Source organism: Kineococcus lubricus, assembly GCF_050871965.1.
Classification (GTDB): domain Bacteria; phylum Actinomycetota; class Actinomycetes; order Actinomycetales; family Kineococcaceae; genus Kineococcus.
In genome coordinates, this window is record NZ_JBJLSK010000003.1 from 15,761 (window position 1) to 35,011 (window position 19,251).

At 76.5% G+C, this 19,251-nt stretch carries 17 protein-coding genes; 8 read left to right on the plus strand and 9 right to left on the minus strand.

Annotated features, from left to right (window positions below; genetic code table 11):
* Positions 1-46: 46 nt before the first annotated feature.
* Positions 47-1,144, plus strand: a complete 1,098-nt coding sequence (locus ACRYRX_RS02755; RefSeq protein WP_432510274.1) for an alpha/beta hydrolase — start codon at positions 47-49, stop codon at positions 1,142-1,144.
* Here the strand turns inward: ACRYRX_RS02755 and ACRYRX_RS02760 are convergent.
* Genes ACRYRX_RS02760 through ACRYRX_RS02770 form a run of 3 tightly spaced genes read right to left on the minus strand, consistent with a single transcriptional unit; the run spans position 1,141 to position 4,287 of the window.
* Entirely contained in the window at positions 1,141-2,100 is a 960-nt protein-coding gene (locus ACRYRX_RS02760) for an electron transfer flavoprotein subunit alpha/FixB family protein (RefSeq protein WP_432510275.1), read from the minus strand. The genes ACRYRX_RS02755 and ACRYRX_RS02760 overlap by 4 nt on opposite strands.
* The gene (locus ACRYRX_RS02765) at positions 2,097-2,900 is read right to left on the minus strand and encodes an electron transfer flavoprotein subunit beta/FixA family protein (RefSeq protein ID WP_432510276.1); all 804 of its coding nucleotides are present in this window, start codon (positions 2,898-2,900) and stop codon (positions 2,097-2,099) included. The genes ACRYRX_RS02760 and ACRYRX_RS02765 overlap by 4 nt, the downstream gene beginning before the upstream one ends.
* A gap of 1 nt (position 2,901) precedes the next feature.
* Positions 2,902-4,287, minus strand: a complete 1,386-nt coding sequence (locus tag ACRYRX_RS02770) for an FAD-dependent oxidoreductase (RefSeq protein ID WP_432510277.1) — start codon at positions 4,285-4,287, stop codon at positions 2,902-2,904.
* Positions 4,288-4,372: 85 nt separating this feature from the next.
* On the opposite strand from ACRYRX_RS02770, the gene rarD reads away from it, so the two are divergent.
* From rarD to ACRYRX_RS02785, 3 genes are read left to right on the plus strand one after another with little or no spacing between them, the layout of a single operon-like run.
* Positions 4,373-5,326, plus strand: a complete 954-nt coding sequence (rarD, locus tag ACRYRX_RS02775) for an EamA family transporter RarD (RefSeq protein ID WP_432510278.1) — start codon at positions 4,373-4,375, stop codon at positions 5,324-5,326.
* Positions 5,327-5,377: 51 nt separating this feature from the next.
* Positions 5,378-7,099, plus strand: coding sequence for a bifunctional lysylphosphatidylglycerol flippase/synthetase MprF (locus ACRYRX_RS02780; RefSeq protein ID WP_432510279.1), 1,722 nt, complete (start codon positions 5,378-5,380; stop codon positions 7,097-7,099).
* Positions 7,100-7,106: 7 nt separating this feature from the next.
* Positions 7,107-7,901: a hypothetical protein gene (locus tag ACRYRX_RS02785; RefSeq protein WP_432510280.1), complete on the plus strand. Its 795-nt coding sequence runs from the start codon at positions 7,107-7,109 to the stop codon at positions 7,899-7,901.
* 16 nt (positions 7,902-7,917) lie between these two features.
* Here ACRYRX_RS02785 and ACRYRX_RS02790 read toward each other — a convergent pair whose 3' ends face one another.
* Positions 7,918-8,532, minus strand: coding sequence for a DUF998 domain-containing protein (locus ACRYRX_RS02790; RefSeq protein ID WP_432510281.1), 615 nt, complete (start codon positions 8,530-8,532; stop codon positions 7,918-7,920).
* The gene (locus tag ACRYRX_RS02795) at positions 8,529-9,779 is read right to left on the minus strand and encodes a four-carbon acid sugar kinase family protein (RefSeq protein WP_432510282.1); all 1,251 of its coding nucleotides are present in this window, start codon (positions 9,777-9,779) and stop codon (positions 8,529-8,531) included. The genes ACRYRX_RS02790 and ACRYRX_RS02795 overlap by 4 nt, the downstream gene beginning before the upstream one ends.
* A gap of 164 nt (positions 9,780-9,943) precedes the next feature.
* Between ACRYRX_RS02795 and ACRYRX_RS02800 the strand changes: the two genes are divergently transcribed.
* From ACRYRX_RS02800 to ACRYRX_RS02810, 3 genes are all read left to right on the plus strand, one after another.
* The gene (locus tag ACRYRX_RS02800; protein ID WP_432510283.1) at positions 9,944-10,993 is read left to right on the plus strand and encodes an ATP-dependent DNA ligase; all 1,050 of its coding nucleotides are present in this window, start codon (positions 9,944-9,946) and stop codon (positions 10,991-10,993) included.
* Entirely contained in the window at positions 10,990-12,015 is a 1,026-nt protein-coding gene (locus ACRYRX_RS02805) for a DNA polymerase domain-containing protein (protein WP_432510284.1), read from the plus strand. The genes ACRYRX_RS02800 and ACRYRX_RS02805 overlap by 4 nt, the downstream gene beginning before the upstream one ends.
* An 89-nt stretch (positions 12,016-12,104) precedes the next feature.
* Complete coding sequence (locus ACRYRX_RS02810; protein ID WP_432510285.1) at positions 12,105-13,712, plus strand: methyl-accepting chemotaxis protein; 1,608 nt, start codon at positions 12,105-12,107, stop codon at positions 13,710-13,712.
* 30 nt (positions 13,713-13,742) lie between these two features.
* On the opposite strand, the gene ACRYRX_RS02815 is transcribed toward ACRYRX_RS02810, so the two are convergent.
* From ACRYRX_RS02815 to menD, 4 genes are all read right to left on the minus strand, one after another.
* A complete protein-coding gene (locus ACRYRX_RS02815; RefSeq protein WP_432510286.1) occupies positions 13,743-14,780 on the minus strand; it encodes a polyprenyl synthetase family protein in 1,038 nt (345 codons plus the stop codon).
* Positions 14,777-16,063, minus strand: coding sequence for a geranylgeranyl reductase family protein (locus ACRYRX_RS02820; protein ID WP_432510287.1), 1,287 nt, complete (start codon positions 16,061-16,063; stop codon positions 14,777-14,779). Before ACRYRX_RS02820 ends, ACRYRX_RS02815 begins: the two co-directional genes overlap by 4 nt.
* A gap of 59 nt (positions 16,064-16,122) precedes the next feature.
* Positions 16,123-16,848, minus strand: coding sequence for a demethylmenaquinone methyltransferase (locus tag ACRYRX_RS02825; RefSeq protein ID WP_432510288.1), 726 nt, complete (start codon positions 16,846-16,848; stop codon positions 16,123-16,125).
* 192 nt (positions 16,849-17,040) lie between these two features.
* On the minus strand, positions 17,041-18,717 hold the full coding sequence (menD, locus tag ACRYRX_RS02830) for a 2-succinyl-5-enolpyruvyl-6-hydroxy-3-cyclohexene-1-carboxylic-acid synthase (protein ID WP_432510289.1): 1,677 nt from the start codon (positions 18,715-18,717) through the stop codon (positions 17,041-17,043).
* Positions 18,718-18,750: 33 nt separating this feature from the next.
* Here menD and ACRYRX_RS02835 point away from each other — a divergent pair, with 33 nt between their 5' ends.
* The gene (locus ACRYRX_RS02835; RefSeq protein ID WP_432510468.1) at positions 18,751-19,179 is read left to right on the plus strand and encodes a hotdog fold thioesterase; all 429 of its coding nucleotides are present in this window, start codon (positions 18,751-18,753) and stop codon (positions 19,177-19,179) included.
* The last annotated feature ends 72 nt before the right edge of the window (positions 19,180-19,251 follow it).

Genomic DNA, 19,251 nt, shown 5'->3' on the forward strand with positions numbered 1-19,251 from the left:
CCGCCGGGCGCGAGCGGGCAGGATCGCCCCGATCGAGGGGGGCGACGTGGGGTTGTCGAGTCCGGTCACCCAGTGGGTGGCCGCGGGGGTGGCGGTGGCGGCGCTGATCGCCGTCGTCGTGTTCTGGCGGGCGCTGGCCCGGCCCGGGGCGCTGGGGGTGCTGGCGCGCTCGGGCGCGCTGGTCGGGGTGAACGTGAGCGTCCTGCTGGCCGTCTTCACCGCGGTGAACAGCCGCTTCGGCCTGTTCACCGACTGGGCGGACCTGGTGGGGAGCACGGGGGCGGTGACGGTGACGACGACCTCGGCGACCGGCACGGGGGTGGACGCGGGGACGACACCGCCGCAGCCGGTCGAGGGCTACGGGGGCCGGGTCCTGCGGGCCCGGGTGAGCGGTTCGGGCGTCTCCGGCGACGTCCTGGTCGTCCTGCCCACCGGGTACGGGAGGACCCCGGCCCCCGCCGGCGGGTACCCGGTCCTGGAGGGGCTGCACGGCTGGCCCGGGACGCCGGGGCAGTGGCTGGACGCCATGGGCCTGCTGCCGACGCTCGACGCGGCGGTCGCGGCCGGGCACCTGGCGCCCTCGCTCGTCGTGCTGCCCGACCTGCAGCAGCCCGCCGGGCGCGACACCGAGTGCGTCGACGGGAGCGCGGGGCAGCCGCGGGTGGAGACGTGGCTGTCGCAGGACGTCCCGGCGTGGCTGCGCAGCCACTACCCGGTCGCGGCGGCGGCGAGCTCGTGGGCGACCGTCGGGCTGTCCATGGGCGGCTGGTGCGCCAACGCCCTCGCGATGCTGCACCCGGACCGGTTCGGCGCGGCGATCTCCTTCGGCGGGTACGCCCGCCTGGACCTCGGCGCCTGGAAGCCGTTCGCGCCGACGAGCCCGCAGGGCCGCCGCTACGACCTCGTGGCGCTGGCGCGGACCGCGCCGCCGGACGTGAAGCTGTGGGCCGTGTCGTCGCGGACCGACGAGCTGTCGTGGCCCACGACGTCGGCGCTGGCCGCTGCCGCCCACGGCCCGCTGTCGATGACCCTGCTGGCGCAGAGCAGCGGGGGGCACCGCACGAGCGTCTGGGCCGGGTTCCTGCCGCAGGCGCTGACGTGGCTGGGGACCGCCCGGCCCGGGTTCGCGCCCGCGCCGCGCTAGCCGCGGCGGGCGCGCAGCTGCGCGGTGAGCGCGGGCAGCACCTCGGTGAGGTCGCCGACGATCCCGTAGTCGGCGAACTCGAAGATCGGCGCGTCGGGGTCGTTGTTGATCGCGACGACGACCTCGGAGGCCGCCATCCCGCCCTTGTGGTGCACGGCGCCGGAGACGCCCGCGCCGACGTACAGCCGCGGGGAGATGGTCACGCCCGTCTGCCCGACCTGCGCCTCGTGCCCGATCCAGCCCTCGTCGGTCGCGACGCGGGTCGCGCCCACGGCCGCGCCGAGGACGTCGGCGAGCTCCTCGACGGCGGTGAAGTCGCCCTCGACGCCGCGGCCGCCGACGACGACGACCTCCGCCTCGGCCAGGGCCGGGCGGTCCGAGCGCGGGCGCGGGGCCCGGGAGACGACGGTGACCGCGCGGGCGGCGGCCGACGCCTCGACGGAGTGCTCCACGACGCGGGCCTCGGCGGCCACCGCGAGCGGGGCGGCCTGCACGGCGTGCGGGGCGAGGGCGACGACCGCCAGCGGGCCGGTCACGGCGCAGGCGGTGTCCCAGGACCCGGCCAGGACGGTCTTGCGGGCCGTCCACCGCCCGTCGGTCAGCTCCACGGCGCGGGCCCCGGTCACGACGCCGGCCCCGGTGCGCACCGCGAGCCGGGCCGCGACCTCCTTGCCCTCGAAGGTCGAGGCGACCAGCAGCAGCGACACGTCCCCGACCGCGGTCAGGACGGTCTGCACCCCGTCGACCACCGAGGTGGTGAGCTGCTCGTCGGCGCCCACCACGCTCACCCGGTGCAGGACGTCGGCGCCGTGCGCGGCGACGACCGCGGTCTGCGGGTCGTCGCCGATCCAGACGGCGTGCACCTCCTGCCCGAGCCCGCGGGCGGCGGTGAGCAGCTCCAGGGAGGTGCTGCGGACGGAGCCGTCGGTGTGGTCGACCAGGACTGCGATGGTCACGCGAAACCCTTCTGGGACAGGAAGTCCACCAGCGCCGGGACCGTCTCGGCGTCGCCCGTGACGAGCACCCGGCCGGTGCGCTCGGGGTGCTCGGCGGCCTCCACGACGCGCGTGGTGGACCCGTCCGGGCCCACCGCGGCGGGGTCGAGGCCGACGTCGGCCAGCGACCAGGTGGTCACGGGCTTCTTGCGGGCGGCCATGATCCCCTTGAAGTTCGGGAACCGGGCGCGGAACGCCTGGTCGGTCACCGACAGCACGGCCGGGGCGGGCGCGGTGAGCTCCTCGACGTGGGTGGAGGTCTCCCGGCGGACGCTCACCACGCCGTCGGCGACGGTGATGCGGTCGGCCAGGGTGAGCTGCGGCCAGCCCAGCACCTCGGCCAGCGCCGCCGGCACCAGGGACGTCAGGCCGTCCAGCCCGGCCATCCCCGCGACCACGAGGTCCACGGGCTGCTCGGCGTGCAGCTTCGCGACCGCCGCCGCCAGCACCCGGGCCGTGGCGATCGCGTCGGACCCGGCGACCTGCTCGTCGGTGACGTGCACGGCGGTCGAGGCGCCCATCGCCAGCCCGCGCCGCAGGGCCTCCACGGCGGGGGCCGGGCCCACGGTCAGGACGGTGACGTCGTGCCCCTCACCGGGGAACCCGGCGGCCTCGGCGGTGCGCAGGCCGGCCTCGAGGGCGTCCTCGTCGAGCTCGTTGAGCGTGTCGTCGTCCCCCCCGCGGACCAGCCGCCCGTCGTCGCCGAGGGACCGCGGGGACTGCAGGTCGGGGACGTGCTTGACGCAGACGACGACGCGCACGTCAGGCGATCCCGCGCGAGGCCTTGATCATGTCCTCGCGGGACACGACCTTGACGCGCTCGCGGCCGTGCGGCTCACCCAGCGCCCGCTCGAAGGCGTCCAGGCTCTCCCAGTCGGTCCAGGTCAGGACGTCGACACCCCGGCCGGTGAGGTGGTCCAGGACGGCCTGCGGGTCCGGCTCGGCGGCGCGGGGCAGTTGCGCGGCGTCGGCGACCAGGTGCCTGATCGTCTCGGAGGCGTCGGACTTGGTGTGCCCGATGAGCCCGACCGGGCCGCGCTTGATCCAGCCGGTGACGTAGACGCCCTCGACGATGTCGCCGCCGGGGGCCAGGACGCGGCCCTCGTGGTTGGAGACCACGCCCTTGAGCTCGTCGAAGGGCAGCCCCTCCAGCGGGGAGCCGAAGTAGCCCACCGCGCGGTAGACCGCCTGGACGTCCCAGTGGTGGACGTCGCCGGTGCCCTCGACCGTGCCGTCGCCCACGAGGCGGGTGCGCTCGGTCCGCAGGCCCGTGACGTGCCCGTCGGCGCCGACGACGATCTCGGCCGGGGCGTGCAGGAAGTGCAGGTGGATGCGGCGCGAGGCCGTCGACTCCCCCTCCTTCAGCGTCCAGTCCGTCAGCGTCTTGACGACCTGCTTGGTCTGGTTGGACTTCGCGATGGCCTGCTCGCTGCCCTCGTCGAACTCGAAGTCCTCCGGGTCGACGAGGACGTCGACGTCGCGGACGTGGCCGAGCTCGCGCAGCTCCAGCGGGGAGAACTTCGCCTGCGCCGGGCCGCGGCGGGCGAAGACGTGCACGTCGGTGACCTTGGAGGCCTTCAGGCCCTCGTAGACGTTGTCCGGGATCTCCGTGGGGAGCAGGTCGTCGGCGTGCTTGGCCAGGACCCGGGCCACGTCGAGGGCGACGTTGCCGGCGCCGAGGACGGCCACGCTGGCGGCGTCCAGCGGCCACTCGCGCGGGTAGTCGGGGTGCCCGTCGTACCAGGAGACGAAGTCGGCGGCGCCGAAGCTCTCGGGGGCGTCGACGCCCGGGATCGCCAGCGGGGCGTCGCGGATCGCGCCGGTGGAGAACACGACGGCGTCGTAGAAGCGCTGCAGGTCCTGCAGGCTCACGTCGGTGCCGAAGTCGACGTTCGTCAGCAGCCGGATGTCGCCGCGGCCCAGGACCTTCTGCAGGGCGACGATGATCTGCTTGATGCGGGGGTGGTCGGGCGCGACGCCGTACCGGACCAGGCCGAACGGCGCGGGCAGCCGCTCGACGAGGTCGATGCTCACCCCGTCGAAGCCGGACGCCGACAGGTCGGCCTTGGAGAGGATGTCCGAGGCGTAGATCCCGGCCGGTCCGGCTCCCACGACGGCGACGCGCAGCGGACGGTTCGAATCGGTCACAGCTCTCGGTGTCCCTATCGCTCGAGGAATCGTCTGGCGTTCGTAGGCAAGCCTAACGCCGCGCGGCGACACGGCCCGCGCGACGATGACCTGCGTGGACGAACGCCCCCCCGCCCCCGCACGGAACGTCCACACCCGCGGCGGGGTCGCCGCCGGGCTGGCCGCCTACGGCGTCTGGGGCGCCTTCCCCTTCTACTTCCACGCCCTGCGCTCGGCCGGGGCCGTGGAGCTGCTGGCCTGGCGGGTCGTGTGGTCCCTGGTCGTGTGCCTGCTGCTGGTCACCGGCCTGCGGCGCTGGGGGCGGGTCGCCGCCGTCCTGCGCTCCCCCGCCCAGCGGGGGCTGCTGGCGCTGGCCGCCGCCGCGGTCGCGGTGAACTGGGGCGTGTACGGGCTGGCCGTCGTCACCGGGCACGTCCTGGAGGCGGCGCTGGGGTACTTCGTGAACCCGCTGCTGACGGTGCTGCTGGGCGTGCTCGTGCTGCGGGAGCGGCTGCGGCCGGGTCAGTGGGTGGCGGTCGGCACCGGGCTGGCGGCCGTGGTCGTCATCACCGCCGACCTGGGGCGGCCGCCGTGGATGGCGCTGACGATCGCGGTGTCCTTCGCCGTCTACGGGCTGCTGAAGAACCGCCTCGGGCAGCGCGGCGGCGGCGTCGACCCGCTGACCGGCCTGACCGTGGAGACCCTGGTGCTCGCCGCGCCCGCCGGCGCGGCCCTGCTCGCCCTGGGCGGGTCGCTGACCTTCGCGAGCGAGGGCCCGCTGCACACCGCGCTGCTCGTGCTCGCCGGGCCGACGACGCTGGTGCCGCTGGTGCTGTTCGCCACGGCCGCGGCCCGGGTGCCGCTGAGCGTGATCGGGATGCTGCAGTACCTCACGCCCGTCCTGCAGTTCTGCGCCGCGCTCGCCCTCGGCGAGACGATGCCGGCCTCGCGCTGGATCGGGTTCGGGCTGGTGTGGCTGGCGCTGGCCGTCCTGACCGCCGACGCGCTGCACCGGCAGCGGCGTCCCCGTCCCTGGGAGCCGGCTGCCAGTCCCCCGTGAGACCACCCTGCGCCCTGTCGGGGCTGTGACCGGCTCAGCAGACTGCTGAGCGTGCTCCCCCCGCTCCTGGCCCGCCGCGCCCGCCGGGCCCGCACCCGCCGCCTCGGCGCCGCCGCCGTCACCGCCCTGGCCGTCGTGGGTCTCCTCTCGGCGCTGACCCCGCCGCTGCGCGAACGGTTCGGGCCGCTGCTGGAGGTCCTGCCGCTGGGGGTGCCGCTGCTGACGGGGACGGTGCTGGTGCCCGTCTCGGTCGCGCTGCTGCTGCTGGCCCGCGGGCTGCGGCACGGCCAGCGGCTCGCGTGGGCCGCGACGCTGGCCCTGCTGGGCACCTCGGCCGTGCTGCACCTGCTCAAGGGCATCGACGTCGAGGAGGCCGTCCTCGACGTCGTCCTGCTGGCGTGGCTGGCGCTCGCCGCCCGCGCGTTCCCGGTGCTGCCCGGCGCGGCCCGGGCCCGGCGGGCCGTGGCGGTGCTGGGCGTGGGCGCCGTCGTCACCGTCGCCGCCTGCGCCGCGCTCGTGGTGGCCGTCGGCGCCGAACGGCACCCCGGGGAGGCGACGGCCGTCGTCGTCGAACGCCTCGTCGGCGACGAGCGGCGGCCGCTGCCGGTCCTGCGCGGGGACGAGCACCACGTCGTGCTGCCGCTGCTGAGCCCGGCGCTGCTGGCCCTGGGCGTGACGCTGGTCGCCGTCCTGGGGTGGACGCTGTCCAGCCCGCACCGGCCGCGGACCCCGGACCCGCGGCAGCGGCTGGCCGGGCGCGAGCGCGCCCGCGCGGTCGTGGCCCGCTGGGGCGGGGACACCCTGGACCACTTCGCCCTGCGCGACGACAAGGACTTCTTCTTCGTGTCCTTCCCCGAGGGTGAGGGGGTCGTCGCGCACAGCGTCCGCAACGGCGTGTGCCTCGTCTCCCCCGACCCGATCGGGCCGCCGGGACGGCACGGGGCCCTGCTCACGGAGTTCCTCGACCACGTCGAGCGCAACGGCTGGTCGGTCGCCGTCGTGGGGGCGGCGGCGCCGTGGCTGCCGTCCTACGAGGCCGTCGGCCTGCGGCCGGTGTACCTGGGCGACGAGGCGGTCCTGGACTGCTCGACGTTCTCGCTGAAGGGCTCGTCGATGAAGAGCCTGCGCGGGTCGGTGAACCGGGTCGCCAAGGCCGGCGTCCACGTGGAGTTCCACGACGGCCCGGCCCTCGCCCCGGGCCTGCGCGAGGAGCTGCTCGCGCTGTCCGGGCAGTCCCGGCACGGGGAGGCCGAGCGGGGGTACTCCATGACGCTGTCGCGGTTGTTCGACCCGGCCGACACCGGCGTCCTGGTCAGCGTCGCCCGGTTCGCCGACGGGCGGGCCGCCGGGTTCGTCCAGTGGGTGCCCGCCCCGCAGGTGCAGGGGTACTCCCTGGACGTCGTGCGCCGCTCCACCGCGCCGGACGTGCCCAACGGCCTGACCGACGCGCTGATCGTCGCCACCGCCCAGCACTTGGCCGGGCGCGGGATGCGCGGGCTCGGGCTGAACTTCGCGGTGCTGCGCGAGGTCGTCGCCGGGGAACGGGAGGGGACGCTGGCCGACCTGGGGCGGCGCGCGCTGCACGCGCTGTCCCGCAGCGCCCAGATCGAGTCGCTGTGGCGGTTCAACGCGAAGTACGACCCGCAGTGGCGGCCGCGGTACGTCGTCCTGGACTCGGTGGAGTTCGCCGCCGCGCAGGGGCTGACGATCGCCGGCGCCGAGGGCGTCGCCGAGCTGCCCGTCGTCGGGCGGTTCCTGGGCCGGCACCGGTGAGCGGCCGGTGAGCGTGGCACTGGGTGCCGCCGTCCTGGCCGCCCTCGGCTACGCGGCCGGTTCGGTCCTGCAGGCCCTCGGGGTGCGCGGCGGGTCCGGCGCGGCGGCGCTGGCGCGCTCGCCCCGGTACCTGGCCGGGCTGGGCTGCGACGGGGCGGCGTGGCTGCTGTCCCTCGTGGCGCTGCGGCGGCTGCCGACGTTCGCGGTGCAGTCCCTGCTCGCCGGGTCGCTGGCCCTGACCGTCGTGCTGGCCCACCTCGTCCTGGGCGCGCGGGCGCGGCGGCGGGACACCGTCGCGGTGCTGCTGCTCGTGGCGGCGCTCGGGGTGGTCGGCGGCTCGGGCACCGAGCAGCCCGCGCCCGCGGTGCCCGGGGGCGTGGCGGCGGCGCTGTGCGTGGCCGCCGGGCTCGTGCTGGCCGCCGTGCTCGTCCCGCACCGCGGCCGGTCCACGACGTGCGCCGTCCTGGCCGGCCTGGGGTACTCGGTGGCGGCGCTGGCGGCGCGCGCGGTGACCGTGCCGGAGGCGTGGTGGCGGGTCGCGCTCGAACCCGTCGCGTGGGCCGTCGTCGCCGCCGGGGTCGCCGGGACCCTGGGCTACGCGGCGGCCCTGGCGCGGGGGCCGGTGGGCCCGGCCACGGCGCTGCTGTGGTCGGTGGAGGTCGTCGTCCCCGCCGTCGCCGGGGTCGCGCTGCTCGGCGACCACGTGCGGCCGGGCTGGGCCGGCGCCGCCGTCGCGGCGCTCGCCGTCGTGGTGGCCTGCTCGGCGGTGCTGGCGACCTCGCCGGCGCTGCCGGAGACCTGACCGCTCCGCGCGGCCGTCACCCCCGGGTCCGGACCCGCCGGGTCCACACCTCCAGGACGAGCCACCCCGACACGGCCAGCACCTGCCACCGCTGAGCCGCGCCCCCACCGCCGTTGCCGCCCGCGGCGAACGTGACGGTCTCGTACAGCCCGCACCCCAGGGCGGCCGCCGCCACGGCGACGGCGGGCAGCCGCAGCCACCGGCGCGCCCGGGCGGCCAGCTCGACGCTGCCCAGCACGGCCCCCGTCGTGGCCAGCACCGACACCCCGTCGTGCACGGACGCCGCCCCCGCCGCCGAGGCCGGGCACGGGCCCAGCGAGGGCGCGCAGGTCAGCGGCACGAGCGCCGAGACCAGGGTCGCGGCCCCGAACGCGGCCAGGCACACCGCGCGGAACCGGGCGCGCGGGGCCACCGCGCGCCAGGCCGGTACCGCGAGGACGACGCCCAGGACCCCGGCGGTCCCGTCGCCGAGCCGGAACCACACCGACCCCGGCTGCGAGGGCACCGACAGCTCGCTGATCACTCCGACGTCGAGGTCGACGTGCGACCCGACGAGCGGGACGAGCAGGAAGTTCGCGTTCGCGAGGGCCGCGACGACCGCCAGGGCCAGGGCGGTGCCCCAGCGCCTCACGGTTCCCCGGCCGCCGGGGCCGGCCCGAGCGCCGCGACCGCGTCGACGAGGGCCCCGGGGCCGCCGACGTTGCCGGGCACGACGACCTGCCGGACCGGGCGGCCGTCGTGCGCGGTCATCCGCCACACCGAGACCCCGGCCGCCACCTGCCCCTCCACGACGGCCTCGACCGCCCCGATCTCGGTGCGCGCCACCTCCGCGGCGGTGATGCCGCCCTTGCTGACCACGACGTCGACGTCGGGCAGCAGGTCCCGCACGGCCGTCGTGAGCGCCGTCATGACCTTCTCGCCGTGGGCGAGGGTGCCGTGGTCGGTGCTGCGGACGCGCTCGCTGGCCAGGGACAGCGGGCCGGTGCGGCGGGCGCGGGCGGCCAGGGCGTGCCCGGCCGCGACCGGGTCGGCGAGGGCGTCGGCGGTGGGCAGGACGTGCGGGTCGCCGTGGACCGCGGCCAGCTCGGCCAGCTGCGCCCGGGCGCCGTCGGTGTGCGAGCCGCAGACCACCAGGACCCGGGGCGCGGCGGGGGCGAGGGGCCGGGGCAGGTACCCGGTGCCGGCGACCCCGGCCAGCTCGGCGGCCAGCGGCGCCGCGCAGCGCACCACCACGCCCCGCCCGGTGGAGCGCACCGCGGCGGCCAGCGCGCGCACGTCGTCGTCGGTGACGGCGTCCGGCACGACGACGGCCCCGGCGGGGGCGTCGGCGAGCACCGCCGCGAGCCGGGCGGGGTCGCGCACGTCGGCCAGGGGGACGGCGACGGCGCGACGGCCGGACTTCTCCGCGACGTAGTCGGTCAGGGCCGAGCTGGTGAAGCCGAACACCGGGTCGGCGGCGTACTCCGTCTCCCCCGCCGGGACGTCGCCGTCGGCGGTCCGCACGAGGTGGACGCCGCCGACGGTGGTGCGGCCCCCCGCGGGGAACGCCGGGACGAACAGGACCACGTCGCCGGGGCCGGTGAACTGCTCCGTCTCGGCGAAGACGTGACCGCGCAGGGTGGAGTCCCCGCGCAGCACGAACCGCACCGTCGCCCCGAGCCGGCGGCCGGCCTCCAGGGCGTCCTCGCGCACCGCGCGCACCAGCGCGACGGCGGCGGCCTCGTCCAGGGCGCGGGAGTTCGTCTGGACGTACACGCTGTCCGCGGCGCGCAGCGCCCGTTCGAGCCGGCCGGCGTCGCACTCCAGCAGGACGCGCACGCCGGTCGCGGCCTGCGTCCCGGTGGGGTCGTCGTCCAGCACCACGGTCAGCGTCCTCACGGTTCCCTCCCTGCGGCGACGGTCCCGCGGGTCGGGCGACCCCGGCCGACGGCCCACCGCGCAGTACACCAGAGCCGCCCCGGCCCCGACCGGCGGGACGCGGGGGACGCGGGGGTCGCGGCGGGGGGTCGTCGCCGCGCCCGTCCTGCGGCAGAGTGGGGGCCGTGGACCTGCCGGTGAACCCGCCCGTGGAGCCGATGCTGGCCCGGGCCGTCGGGCAGGTCCCCCCGCAACCCGAGGGGAACCCCACCTGGCTGTACGAACCCAAGTGGGACGGGTTCCGCTGCGTCGTCCACCGCGACGGCGACGAGGTCGAGCTCGGCTCCCGGGGCACCAGGCCCCTCACCCGCTACTTCCCCGAGGTCGTCGAGGCCGTGCGCGCCGAACTGCCGCCGCGGTGCGTCGTCGACGGGGAGCTGTTCGTCCCCCGGCCCGGCGGCGGGCGGCTCTCCTGGGAACTGCTGTCCCAGCGCATCCACCCCGCCGCGAGCCGCGTCCGGAAGCTGGCGCAGGAGACCCCCGCGCAGTTCGTCGCGTTCGACCTGCTCGCCCTGGGCGAGGAGGACCTCACCGGCCGGACCACGGCGCAGCGCCGGGAACTGCTCGTGCGGGCGCTCGCGGGCTGCGGCCCGGTCACCCACGTCACGACCGCCACCCACGACGCGGACCTGGCCCGGCGGTGGTTCACCCGGTTCGAGGGCGCCGGCCTGGACGGGGTCGTCGCCAAACCCCTCGACGCGCCGTACCAGCAGGGCCAGCGGGTCATGACGAAGGTGAAGCACCGGCGCACCGCCGACTGCGTCGTCATCGGGTACCGGCTGCACAAGAGCTTCCCCGGGATCGGCTCGATGCTGCTGGGGTTGCGGACCGACTCCGGGACGGTGTCCGTGGGCGGCGCCGCCGCGTTCACGAAGGAGCGGCGGGTCGAACTGCTGGAACTGCTGGAACCGCTGCGGACGGGAGAGGACGCGGAGGGCGAGAAGAACCGGTGGAACGCCCGCGAGGACACCTCCTGGGTGCCGGTGCGGCAGGAACTCGTCTGCGAGGTCGAGTACGACCAGCTGGAGGGGTCGCGGTTCCGGCACAACCCGCGGTTCCTGCGCTGGCGGCCGGACCGGGAACCCGGGCAGTGCCGGCTGGACCAGCTGGAGACCCCCGCCGACTACGACCTCGCCGACGTCCTGTCCGGCGCCGCGCAGGGGGTTCACCGGTGAGCCCGAAACCCCCCGCCGAGGAGGTCGACGTCGACGGGATCCCCGTGAAGCTCACGAGCCCCGACAAGCCGTACTACCCCGCGCTCGGCGACGCGGGCCGGAAACGGGCCGTCGTGGAGCACTACCGGCTCGTCGCGCCCGCGCTGCTGGCCGCCGTGCGGGACCGGCCCACCCACCTGCAGCGGTTCCCCGACGGGATCGACGGGGAGGAGGTGTACCAGAAGCGCGTCCCGCGGTTCGCGCCCGAGCACGTCGGGACCGTGGACGTCACGTTCCCCTCCGGCCGGACGGCCACCGCGATCCGCCCCACCAACACCGCCACGCTCGTCTGGGCCGCCCAGCAGTCCACGATCACGTTCCACCCCTGGCCCTGCACCGCCCCCGACGTCGACCACCCCGACGAGCTGCGCGTCGACCTCGACCCGCAACCGGGCACCGGTTTCGCGCAGGCCCGCACCGTGGCCCGCGACGTCCTGAAACCCCTCCTGGACGAGCTCGGGCTGGTCGGGCACGTCAAGACCTCCGGCGGCCGCGGCGTCCACGTCTTCGTGACGATCGAACCCCGCTGGACGTTCACCGAGGTCCGCCGCGCCGGGATCGCGCTGGCCCGCGAGGTCGAGCGCCGCGCCGAGGGCCTGGTCACCACCGCGTGGTGGAAGGAGGAGCGCGGCGAGAGGATCTTCGTCGACTACAACCAGAACGCCCGCGACCGGACGATGGCCAGCGCCTACTCGCTGCGCCGCACCCCGCGCGCGACGGTGTCGACCCCGCTGCGCTGGGACGAGCTGGCCGACGACCTCGACCCCGACGACTTCACCCTCACGACCTTCCCGGCGCGGTTCGCCGCGGTGGGCGACCTGTGGGCCGGGCGCGGGGAACGGGCGTCGGCGCTGGAGCCGCTGCTGGCGCTGGCCGACCGGGACGCCGCCGACGGCCTGGGCGACCTGCCCTACCCGCCGAGCTACCCGAAGATGCCCGGCGAGCCGCCGCGCGTGCAGCCGTCCCGCGCGAAGGGCCGCTGACCGGCCGGGAGGCTCAAGTGGGGCGGCCGGGGTGACGACAGGAGAGGACGACCGGTGGACGACCGGTCCGGCCGTCCCGGAGGACACCCATGTCGAGCACCGCTGCCCGTTCCCCGCGAGTCCTCGCCGACCGCAGCGTCCGCACCAAGGTGCTGGGTGCGGTCGGTGCGCTGGGCGTGGTGACCGTCGCGGTGAGCACCGGGTCGCTGCTGGCCCTGCACCAGGGCGCCGAGCGCGCCGAGGAGATGTACCAGCAGGGCGTCGTGGGCATGGTGGCCCTCGGCCGCGTCCACCAGGAGGAGCTGAAGACGCGCATGCTGGTGGCCCAGCACGCCGCGACGCCCGACGCCGAGGGCAAGGCGGAGGTCGCGCAGAAGATCGTCGACAGCGACGCCGAGCTCGACGCGTGGGCCGCGAAGTACGAGGCCGCCCCGCTGGTCGACGCCGCGGGCTGGGAGGCGTTCACCGAGGCGTGGGCGCAGTGGCGCCAGGCCCGCGACACGCAGCTGCTGCCCCTGTCCGAGGCCGGGGACGCGGCCGGCTGGGCCGCGGCGAACGCCGACGTCGCCAAGCCGCTGGTGAGCGCCGCCGCCGATGCGCTCGACGCGGTCGAGGCGGCCGAGGACGCGCGGGCCAAGGCCACCGCGGACGCGACCGCGCACGCCGCCGTCGTCTCCCGCAACGCCGTCCTCGCCGCGCTGCTGCTGGGCCTGGCCGCCACCACGGCGCTCGCGCTGGCCGTCGCCCGCTCCATCGTCCGGCCGCTGCGGGCGGTGTCGGCGTCGCTGGACGCCGTGGCCGCCGGTGACCTGACCGTCGAGGCGCGGGTCGAGTCCGCCGACGAGCTGGGCCAGATGGCCGCCGCCCTCGAACGGGCCCGCGACAGCGTCCGCAGCACCGTCGCCGCCATCGGGACCTCCGCGGAGTCGCTGGTGCTGGCCGCCGACCAGCTGACCGCCGACAGCGAGCGCATCGGCGGCACCGCCGGGGAGACCGCCTCGGCCGCCGCGGCCGCGGCCGACACCTCGGCCTCGGTGTCCGCGAGCGTCCAGACGGTCGCGCTGGGCGCCACGGAGATGCAGGCCGCGATCCGCGACATCGCCAACGGGGCCTCGGAGGCCACCGCCGTCGCCGCCCGCGCCGACGAGCTGGCCGGGCGCGCCGGGGAGACCGTCGCGCGCCTGGGCGTCAGCTCCGCCCAGATCGGCGACGTCGTGAAGGCCATCACCGCGATCGCCGAGCAGACGAACCTGCTGGCCCTCAACGCGACCATCGAGGCCGCCCGCGCCGGGGAGGCCGGCAAGGGCTTCGCCGTCGTCGCCGGGGAGGTCAAGGAGCTGTCCGCGCAGACCGCGCGCGCCACCGAGGACATCGCCGCGCGCGTCGGTTCCATCCAGACCGACACCGCCGAGGCGGTGCGCGCGATCGAGAGCATCGCCGAGGTCATCGCCGAGATCGGCAACCACCAGACGACGATCGCCTCGGCGGTCGAGGAGCAGTCCGCGACGACGACGGAGATGAGCCGCAACGTCGGCGAGGCGGCCGCGGGTTCGGAGCGGATCGCCGACAGCATCCGCGGGATCACCGGGTCCGCCGCCACGACGGCCGAGGTGGTCGCGGGCTCGCGCACGGCGACCGACGACCTGCTGCGCCTGTCGGGCGAGCTCAGCTTCCTGGTGACCCGCTTCAAGGTCTGACCCGGGAGCGGGGCCTGGGCCCCGGCCCGGTCAGGCGACGCGGTCGGCGACGGTCGCCGCGTACGTCTCCAGCGCCTCGCGGGCCGGCGAGGCGGGCAGCTGCGCGAGGTGCGTGGCCGCCCGGTGGGCCCACTCGCGGGCCGTGGCCCGCGCGGCGTCGGTGACGGGGTGGGCGCGCAGGGCCGCGACGGCCCGGGCGAGCACGTCGTCGTCGCCGAGGGCCCCGGAGTCGAGCAGCTCGACGATCGCGCGCGCGTCCGCGTCGCCCTCGGCGGCGGCCCGGCGGGCCAGCAGCACCGGCAGGGTGGGCACCCCCTCGCGCAGGTCGGTGCCGGGGCGCTTGCCGGACTCGCCGGTCTCGCTGGTCAGGTCGAGCACGTCGTCGGCGAGCTGGAACGCGACGCCGACGTCCTCGCCGTAGCGCACCATGGCCTGCACGACGGCGTCGGACCCGCCCGCGAACGTGGCCCCGAACCGGCCGGCGGTCGCGATGAGCGAGGCCGTCTTGTCGGAGAGCACGTCGAGGTAGTGCGCCACGGCGTCCTCGCCCGGGCGCGGGCCGACGGTCTCGTGCAGCTGCCCCAGGCACAGCCGCTCGAACGTCGCCGCCTGCAGCCGCACCGCGGCGGGGCCGAGGTCGGCGACGACGTTGGAGGCGCGGGCGAACAGCAGGTCACCGGTGAGGATGGCGACGTTGTTGCCCCAGACGTGCTGCGCCGCAGGCGCTCCGCGCCGGGTGGGCGCGGAGTCCATGACGTCGTCGTGGTACAGCGAGGCCAGGTGCGTGAGCTCGCACACGACGGCCGCGGCGAGGACCTCGGCGGGCACCGGGGCGCCCGGGTTCGCCAGGTGCGCCCCGAGGAGGGTCAGCATGGGCCGCACCCGCTTCCCGCCGGCCTCCACGAGGTGCCGGGAGGTGGTGTCGGCGAGCGGGTCGGTGTTCGCGACGGCCGCGCGCAGCCGTTCCTCCACGACGTCGAGGCCGTCGCGCAGGGCGTCCTCGAGGGCGGGGTCGGTGGTCGGCAGGGAGCCCTGGGTCGTCCCGGGGGCGTTCACGGACGTGTTCACGAGGCAGGGGCCAATCGCTTCAGCGCCACGACCACGCGGTCCGTGGCGTCCTTCGACGTCGGGTCGGCCAGGTTGGCCAGCAGTTTCACGACGAGCTTCATCAGCCCCGGCCGCGGCAGGCCGAAGCGGGTCGCCACCCGCATGACCTCGGGGTGACCGATGAGGGAGACGAACACGCGCCCCAGGGTGTAGTACCCGCCCAGGTCCGCGCGAACCGCCGCGGGGTAGGACAGCAGCGCGCGCTCGCGGGCCCGCTCGTCACCGGCGCGCAGGGCGTCGTCGACGGCGTGCGCGGCGAGCCGCGCGGACTGCATGGCGTAGGCGATGCCCTCGCCGTTGAACGGGTTGACCATGCCGCCGGCGTCGCCGAGCAGGACGAGCCCGCGGGTGTAGTGCGGGGTGCGGTTGAAGGCCATCGGCAGCGCGGCCCCGCGGATCGGGCCGACCTGGTCCTCCTCGCGGAAGCGCCACTCCGGCGGCATGCCCGACAGCCAGCGGCGCAGCAGCTGCCGGTAGTCGAGGTCGCCGGACCCGGCGTCGGAGTCGAGGATCCCCAGCCCGACGTTGGAGGTGCCGTCGCCGACGCCGAAGACCCAGCCGTAGCCGGGCAGCAGCGGGCCGGTGGAGCTGTCGCCCTCGCGCAGCTCCAGCCAGCTCTCCAGCCAGTCGTCGTCGTGGCGGGGGCTGGTGAAGTAGGTGCGGACGGCGATCCCGAGGGGGCGGTCGTCGCGCTTGGCCAGGCCCATCGACAGGGCCAGCCGGCTGCCGACGCCGTCGGCGGCGACGACGACGGGGGCGCGGTAGGTGCGCTCGTCACCGGTCCTGCGGCCCTTGTCGTCGACGGGGCGGGCGGTGACGCCGACGACGTGGCCGGTGCGCTCGTCGAGGACCGGGCCGGTGACGCTGGTGCGTTCCTGGACGGTCGCGCCGCCGTCGCGGGCGTGCTCGGCGAGGGTCTGGTCGAACTTGCGGCGGGTCTGGACGAGGCCGTACCCGGGGTAGTCGGAGATCTCCGGCCACGGCACCTGGAGGCGGACGCCGCCGCCGAGCAGGCGCAGGCCGCGGTTGCGGCGCCAGCCGTCGCGCTCGGGGGTCTTGACGCCGAGCTGGTCGAGCTCGTGCACCGCGCGCGGGGTCAGGCCGTCGCCGCAGACCTTCTCGCGGGGGAAGGCGGACTTCTCCAGCACCAGGACGCGCCGGCCGGCGTCGGCGAGGTGCCGGGCCAGGGTCGTCCCGGCCGGGCCCGCCCCGACGACGAGGACGTCCGCGTCAGGCGTGTCCATCTGTCCCCCGCTCCTGGGTGCTGCTCGTGAAAACTTTCACGAAGTCTAGTCGCCGGCGCTCAGTGGTGCGCACGGACGGCCCGGTGCATCGCGACGACCCCGAAGGACAGGTCGCGCCACGCGACCCGCTCCCACCCGGCCGCGGCGATCCGCTCCGCCAGCCCCGCCTGGTCCGGCCAGGCGTCGATCGAGTCGACGAGGTAGTCGTACGCCTCGCCGTGCGAGCTGACGAGCTTGGCCACCCGCGGCAGCCCGTGGTGCAGGTACGCGGTGTACGCCTTGCGCAGCAACGGGTTCGGGATGGTCGAGAACTCGCAGACCACGAGCCGGCCCCCCGGGCGCACGACCCGGGCCATCTCCCGCAGCCCCAGGTCGGGGTCCACCACGTTGCGCAGGCCGAAGGAGATGGTGGCCGCGTCGAAGACGCCGTCGGCGAACGGCAGCCGCGTGGCGTCGCCCACCACGAAACCCAGGTCGGGACGGCGGCGCTTGCCCGCGCGGACCATCCCGGGGGAGAAGTCGCACGGGACGGTCAGGACCCCGCGGTCGGCGAAGGGCTCGCTGGAGCGCCCGGTCCCCGCGGCCAGGTCCAGGACCTTCTCCCCCGGCCGGGCGTCGACGGCCCGCAGCACCGCCCGCCGCCACAGCCGGTCCTGGCCGACGGACAGGATGTCGTTGGTGCGGTCGTACCTCTGCGCCACGTCGTCGAACATCCCGGCGACCTGCGCGGGGCGCTTGCTGAGGTCGGCCAGTTCGCGTCGGGCCTGGACGTCGGAGGTACCCACCCGTCCAGTCTCGCAGCCGCGCGCGAGCCGGACCGTCCGGGCGAGCGCCCCGGTGCGGTGATCCCCGCCACCCCGTCCCCTCCCCGCACCCCTCCTCCCCCGCTCCACCGGCGATCAAGGAGACCCGCGGGGCGATCAAGGACACGTGTGTCCTTGATCGCCGGTGGGAGCGGCGGGAGGGGAGCGGCGGGGTCAGGCGTCCAGGACGGCCGCGCGCACGGCGGCGGCGATGCGCTCCAGCCGCGGCCGGACCGCGGCCCGGTCGGTGACCAGCTCCACGACCCGCACCCCGCTCGGCGGTCCCGCGATCGCCGCGGCGGCCTGCGCGCGGGTCCCCGGCCGCACGTGCCGGACCCCGTAGGCCGCGCACAGCGCCGCCACGTCCACCCCGTGCGGGGTCGCCACGACCCGCTCGAACGTGGACCGCGGCACCGCGGCGGCGTGCTCGAGCGTCTCGAAGATCCCGCCGCCGTCGTCGTTGACCAACACGACCGTCAGGTCCGGGCGCGGCTCGCCGGGCACCGGCAGCAGCGCGTTGGCGTCGTGCAGGAAGGCCAGGTCGCCCACCAGCAGCCGCGTCGCGCCCAGGCCCAGCGCGACGCCCTCGGCGGTCGCGAGGGTCCCGTCGATCCCGGCGAGCCCGCGGTTGGAGACGGTCCGCACGCCCAGCGCGCGGGCGGCGAGGTCGACGTCGCGGACGGGGTTGCTGGCGGCCACGACGAGGGTGGAGCCGTCGGCGGCGCAGGCCTGCACGACCTCGCGGGCGGCCCACGGCCCGGACAGGTCGCCGGCCTCGTCGAGCACCGCGTCGACGGCCTCGACGGCGACCTTCGCGGCCCGGTCCCAGCGCCCGGCGAAGTCCTGCTCGGCGGCCCCGGCCGGGCCCTGCACGGTGACGGCGGGCACCACCCGGGCGGCGCGGAACCCCGCGTCCGGCCAGGTCCCGGCGGGGCTGACGACGACGAGCTCGACGTCGTCGCGGGCCAGCAGCCGGGTCACCGGCCGCGACAGCGTGGGGTGGCCGAACAGGACGACCCGTTCCACCGCGCCCAGCGGCCCGGCGGCGTCGAACGCGTCCAGCAGCAGCCGGTAGGGGCCGACGGCCCGCTCGCCGCCGCGGGCCCCGGAGCTGGGCTCGGCCAGCAGCGGCCACCCGGCGGACTCGGCCAGCTCGCGCGCGGCCCGCCCGGTCGCCGGGTCCGGCGCGTCACCGGCCAGGACGAGGGTGCGCGGCCCGCGCGGCAGGGAAACCGGCTGCGGCGCAGACGGTCCCACGACCTCGGTGAGCCCGGTCGTGGACTCGGGGAACACCCCGGGCGAGGGGGTCAGCGGGTCGGCGAACCCGACGTCGAGGTGCACCGGGCCTGGTCCGTCCCCGCGCAGGCCGCGGGCCGCCGCGACCGCCCGGGACACCACGGACCGCCACGCCGGGGCCTGCGCGAGGGCGTCGACGGGAGCGGGCAGGTCGGCGCTGTAGCGCACCGACGGCAGGAACATCCGGGCCTGCGCGTCGGCGGTCTGGCTGGCGCCGGACCCGCGCAGCTCGTGCGGGCGGTCGGCGGAGAGCACCACGAGCGGGACGCCGGCGTGGTGGGCCTCCAGGACGGCGGGGTGCAGGTTCGCGACGGCGGTGCCGCTGGTCGTCACGACGGCGACCAGTTCACCCGCCCGGGCCAGCCCGAGGGCCAGGAACCCGGCGCTGCGCTCGTCGACGCGCACGTGCAGCCGCAGGCGGCCCTCGTCCGCGGCGCGGGCGGCCGCGTAGGCCAGCGGCGCGCTGCGCGAGCCGGGGCTGAGCACGAGGTGTCGCAGGCCGAGCCGGACGAAGGCGTCGACGAGGACCGTCGCGAAGGCGGTCGAGGGGTTCACCCCTCCATGGTGCGCCCGCCCGGGTGTGGCAGCCTGCCCCGGGTGACGCAGCCGACGCCTCCGCTGGAGGAGATCCTCGCTTCCTTCACCCCCGGCACGCTCATCGACCGCATGGGCATCGAGTTCGTGGAGCTGAGCGCCCACCGCGCCGTGGCGACGATGCCGGTGGAGGGCAACACGCAGGTGGCGGGGTTCCTGCACGGCGGGGCGAGCTGCGTGCTGGCCGAGACGCTGGGGTCGGTCGCGGCGTACCTGCACGTGTGGCCGGGCGGGCTGGCGCTGGGGACGGACATCAACGCCACGCACCACCGGTCGGTGCGCTCGGGGCGGGTGACGGGGGTGGCGACGGCGATCTCGCTGGGGCGGACCCTGACGAGCCACGAGGTGGTGATCTCCGACGAGGAGGGCCGCCGCTTGTGCACGGCGCGGATCACCAACCACGTCCGCGCCGCGACCGCCTGACCCCTCCCCCACCCCTCCCCGCGATCAAGGACACCTGAGTCCTTGATCGCGGGAGGGGTGTCCTCGATCGAC

What these genes read in the sequence shown, in the direction of transcription:
- rarD (WP_432510278.1), top strand. Translation starts at nt 4,373, where the DNA reads ATGACCTGCGTGGACGAACGCCCCCCCGCCCCCGCACGGAACGTCCAC.
- ACRYRX_RS02810 (WP_432510285.1), top strand. Translation starts at nt 12,105, where the DNA reads ATGTCGAGCACCGCTGCCCGTTCCCCGCGAGTCCTCGCCGACCGCAGC.
- ACRYRX_RS02820 (WP_432510287.1), bottom strand. Translation starts at nt 16,063, where the DNA reads ATGGACACGCCTGACGCGGACGTCCTCGTCGTCGGGGCGGGCCCGGCC.